A 4,298-nucleotide genomic window follows, 5' to 3' on the forward strand; every position below is an offset into this window, starting at 1 on the left:
GAAAGGGCACACGGCCTGGCGCTGGCGGGCGGCTCGGTGTTCGGGCTGGCCGCCGGCGATGAGCTGGCGCTGCTGCTGTCTGCCGCCGGGCGCGGCCTCGCCATGGGCGACGGGCTGCCACCGGTGCCGGTGGTGCCGGCGGCGATCCTGTTCGATCTCACCAACGGCGGTGACAAGAATTGGGGAATGGAGCCGCCCTATCGGCGGCTGACGCGCGAGGCCTTTGCCGCCCTGGGCGAGAGCGACGGCAATGGCCCCATCGGCGCCGGCTTCGGCGCGCGCGCCGGCAGCCGGGCCGGCGGTATCGGCAGCCTGTCGCGGATGCTGGATGATGGCCATGTCGTCGGCGCACTGGTGGCGGCCAACAGTTTTGGCGAGATCTATGCCGATGCGCCGCCCGGCGACGGCCCGGTGGAGATGCCCAAACTGGCCCGGCATCACCGCTTTGGGCGGGACAACACCATCATCGGCGCGGTCGCCACCAACGCGCCGCTCACCCGCGCCCAGGCGCTCCGGGTGGCGATGATGGCGCAAGGCGGGCTGACGCGGGCCGTGCGGCCGATCCACACGCCGTTCGACGGCGATTGCCTGTTCGCCATATCGACCGGCGCGCCCGGCCTGGCGCCGGTGGATGACGTGGCCCTGATCGAGATCGGCACGGTCGCCGCCGATCTGGTGGCGGCGGCCGTGCGACAGGCCGTCGGGCTTTACTGAGGGTCTTGGGCAGCGATGCGGCTGGCCAGTGCATCGAGACGGGGCTGCAGGGCCTTGGCCAGATCCGGCACCTCATTCAGCGCATCGGCCAGCGCGGCGCGGCGATAGTCCGCACCGGCCAGCGGCGCCAGCGCTGACGACAGCGCCGACTCCGCGGCTTCCAAGGCTGATGCCGCTGCCGAATCGCTGGCGGTGCCGGCGGCAGCGGCGCGCGCCGCGTCTCGTGCGGCGCGGGCTGGGGCGGCGGCGGCCTCCACCTGCGCGACCAGGGCTTCCAGCGCGGCCAGTTCGCTTTCGGCGGCGGCCTGGGTGGGTGGCGGCGACGGGGCCGGCATGTCGGGTGCGGCAGGAGCAACGGCTTCGGGCGGCGGCGCGCACGCCGCGTCACCGCGCGGGCAGCGGCCGACACCCGGCACGTTGCGCGGCACCATCGGCGAAATCTCGCCCGGGCGTGGGCTCAGGCTGGGCCAGTCGCCACTGCGCCCGGCGCAGCCAGCAAGGGCAAGAAGCAGAAGGAGAACCGCGCGGCGCATGTTTTCTGGCCTAAAGCGGCAAGGAAGAGGTTGCAATGCCCTGACGACGTCGCTATCAGGCCGGCCTCCAAGGCGCGCGCCCGTAGCTCAGCTGGATAGAGCATCAGACTACGAATCTGAGGGTCGGACGTTCGAATCGTTCCGGGCGCGCCAATTTTCCCCCATCGACAAGATCTTCCGGCCAGCGCCCGGATTTGCTGTCTTGCGAACTGCGTTCGCGGGGGCGCGCCAATTTCCCAAACCGACGCATAACGGCAAGGCCTAACTGGCCAGCGCCAGCTCCGTGGCCTCGGCGATGGCGCGCTTGGCGTCCAGTTCCGCCGCTTCGTTTGCCCCGCCGATCAGGTGCGCCCGCAGCCCGCGTGCCACCAGCGCGTCATACAGGCTACGCTCCGGCTCCTGGCCGGCGCAGATGATCACCGTGTCAACCGCGAACAGCCGCGGCTCGCCATTCACCAACGTGTGCAAGCCCTCATCGTCGATCTTGAGATAGGTGACGCCGCCCAGCATCTTCACGCCGCGCCGCACCAGGCTGAGGCGGTGGGTCCAACCGGTGGTGCGACCCAGCGTCTTGCCCGGTGCGCCATCCCGGCGCTGCAGGATCACCACCTCGCGGTCGGCCTTCTCGATCTGCGGCACCAGGCCGGTCACGCCGCCGCGCGGGTGGTTGACGAAATCGACGCCCCATTCGCGGCAGAAGGTCGGGATATCAACCGCCGCCGACGGGCCGGCGTGGGTGATCAGCGTGGCGACGTCGAAGCCGATGCCGCCGGCCCCCATGATGGCGACGCTGCGCCCGATCGGCCGCCGGCCCAGGATGGCGTCGATATAGGGCACTGCCTTGGCGTGGGTGATGCCGGGGATATCGGGTGTGCGCGGGCGGATGCCGGTGGCGACGATCACCTCGTCGTGGCCGGCGGCGGCCAGCAGGTCGGCATCGACGCGGGTGCCCAGCTTCAGCATGATCCCGAGCTTGTCGATCATCCGCTTGAAATAGCGCAGCGTCTCCGAAAACTCCTCCTTGCCCGGCACCCGCCTGGCGAGGTTGAACTGGCCGCCGATTTCGCCTGCGGCATCATAGAGCGTGATCTTGTGGCCGCGCTGGGCCGCCTCCACCGCAAAGGCCAGGCCGGCCGGCCCGGCGCCAACAACGGCGAGATCGCGCACGGTGGTGGCAGGCAGCACCGGCATCAGCGTTTCATTGCAGGCGCGCGGATTGACCAGGCATGAGGTCAGCTTGCCGGTGAAGGTGTGATCGAGGCAGGCCTGGTTGCAGGCGATGCAGGTGTTGATCTCGTCCTCCCGGCCCTCCCAGGCCTTGTTGACCAGATCGGCATCGGCCAGCATCGGCCGCGCCATGGACACCAGATCGGCATGTCCGGCTTCCAGAACCGCTTCCGCCACATCGGGCATGTTGATGCGGTTCGACGTGATCATCGGCACGTTCACGTGGCGGCGGATGCGCCCGGTCACTTCGGCAAAGGCGGCGCGCGGCACCATGGTGGCGATGGTCGGCACCTGGGCTTCGTGCCAGGTGAAGTGCGTCGAAATGATGGTGGCGCCAGCGGCCTCCACGGCCTGCGCCAGCTGGATCACCTCCTCGCCCGACATGCCGCCTTCCAGCATGTCCATCGCCGGGATGCGGAAGATGAGGATGAAATCATCACCCACCGCGGCGCGCGTGCGGCGGATCACCTCGACGGGGAAGCGCATGCGGTTTTCGAAGCTGCCACCCCATTCGTCGGTGCGGGTGTTGGTCTTCTCGACCAGGAAGGTAGAGAGCAGATAGCCGGCCGAGCCGATGATCTCGACCCCGTCATAGCCCGCGGCCCGCGCGTGCACCGCGCAATTGGCGAAATCGGCGAGCTGCTTCTCGATCCCGTCTTCATCGAGCTCGTTTGGCGTGTAGCGGCCGATGCGCGAGCGGATGGCCGAGGGCGCCACGCAGGCCGGCGTGCCGGCCAGCGGCCCGGCATGAAGGATCTGCATGACGATCTTCACATCGGGCGCTGCGGCATGCACGGCCTCGGTGACGATGCGGTGCAGGGCGGCTTCCTCAGGCGTCGAGAGTTTGCCGCCGCCGCCGGCCTCGTGGTTGGGCGCGATGCCGCCGGTGATGATCATCCCGACCCCGCCGCGGGCGCGTTCGGCGAAGAAGGCCGCCATACGCTCGAACCCGCCCTCGATGTCTTCAAGGCCGGTGTGCATCGATCCCATCAGGATGCGATTCTTGAGGGTGGTGAAGCCCAGGTCGAGCGGCGTGAAGACACGCGGATAGCGAGGATGTGCAGCCATGTCCCCACGGCTATCAGCGCCGCGCGCCAGCGTCATCCTCCCCTAAACGGGGAAGCCGACGGCAAATTGGGGAAAATGGTGGACGCGGCAGGGATTGAACCTGCGACCCCTGCGATGTCAACACAGTGCTCTACCACTGAGCTACGCGTCCACGCGGAAGCGGCCTGTTAGTGGCAACGGCCCAGATTGGCAAGTGCTTTGGCAAGTGCCGTCAGCCAGTGGCCGGTGATTTGCCATCTTGGCACGAATGCCGGCGCGTGCTTGGACAGTGACCAATGGCTTTTCAGAACTCCGCCGCGCCGCAACCCGCCTGGATCCTGTCCGGCGATGCCGATGGCCGATGGCCGCTGCTGCTCACGTCGCCGCACAGCGGGCGCCATTATCCGCCGGCGCTGCTGGCCGCCTCGCGCCTGTCGCTGGCGCAGCTGCGGCGCGCCGAAGACGCGTTCGTCGATGCGCTGCTGGATGGCATTGCTGGCGTGCCGGTGCTGGCTGCCACCCATGCCCGCAGCTGGCTCGATCTCAACCGCCGGCCGGACGAGCTGGACCCGGCAATGTTTGACGGGCCGCTCAACCTGCCGGTGACCGCGACGGAGCGGGTGCAGGCCGGGCTGGGCGTCATCCCGCGCCTCGCCGGCCACGGGCTCGATATCTATGGCCGCGTGCTCAGCGCCAGCGACGCGGCGGCGCGGCTGGCCAGCCTGCACGCGCCCTGGCACGACCGGATCAGCCGCATCCTTGGCGCCGCGCGGGCCA

General features: G+C 69.3%; 4 protein-coding genes and 2 tRNA genes. 3 read left to right on the top strand and 3 right to left on the bottom strand.

What is annotated here, in order from left to right; genetic code table 11:
• Positions 1 to 714, top strand: a 714-nt coding sequence (locus tag GJ693_RS14205; RefSeq protein WP_156256930.1) for a P1 family peptidase, incomplete at its 5' end; no start/stop codon positions are given.
• Here GJ693_RS14205 and GJ693_RS14210 read toward each other — a convergent pair.
• Positions 708 to 1,145 (bottom strand): hypothetical protein, encoded by a 438-nt coding sequence (locus GJ693_RS14210; protein WP_197042218.1) that lies wholly within the window; start codon positions 1,143 to 1,145, stop codon positions 708 to 710. The genes GJ693_RS14205 and GJ693_RS14210 overlap by 7 nt on opposite strands.
• Positions 1,146 to 1,323: 178 nt before the next feature.
• Here GJ693_RS14210 and GJ693_RS14215 point away from each other — a divergent pair.
• Positions 1,324 to 1,400, top strand: a tRNA-Arg gene (locus GJ693_RS14215).
• A gap of 108 nt (positions 1,401 to 1,508) precedes the next feature.
• On the opposite strand, the gene GJ693_RS14220 is transcribed toward GJ693_RS14215, so the two are convergent.
• Together GJ693_RS14220 and GJ693_RS14225 are read right to left on the bottom strand one after the other, a co-directional pair.
• Positions 1,509 to 3,542, bottom strand: coding sequence for an oxidoreductase (locus GJ693_RS14220; RefSeq protein ID WP_156256932.1), 2,034 nt, complete (start codon positions 3,540 to 3,542; stop codon positions 1,509 to 1,511).
• Positions 3,543 to 3,618: 76 nt separating this feature from the next.
• Positions 3,619 to 3,693: transfer RNA gene (locus GJ693_RS14225), tRNA-Val, on the bottom strand.
• Between the two features lie 124 nt (positions 3,694 to 3,817).
• On the opposite strand from GJ693_RS14225, the gene GJ693_RS14230 reads away from it, so the two are divergent.
• The coding region (locus GJ693_RS14230) for an N-formylglutamate amidohydrolase (RefSeq protein WP_197042219.1) at positions 3,818 to 4,298 on the top strand (481 nt) is incomplete at its 3' end.

Source organism: Sandarakinorhabdus oryzae (assembly GCF_009733735.1).
GTDB lineage: Bacteria > Pseudomonadota > Alphaproteobacteria > Sphingomonadales > Sphingomonadaceae > Sandarakinorhabdus > Sandarakinorhabdus oryzae.

Excerpts from the sequence above, each read along its gene's own strand:
- GJ693_RS14220 (WP_156256932.1), bottom strand. The coding sequence starts at position 3,542 with ATGGCTGCACATCCTCGCTATCCGCGTGTCTTCACGCCGCTCGACCTG.
- GJ693_RS14210 (WP_197042218.1), bottom strand. The coding sequence starts at position 1,145 with ATGGTGCCGCGCAACGTGCCGGGTGTCGGCCGCTGCCCGCGCGGTGAC.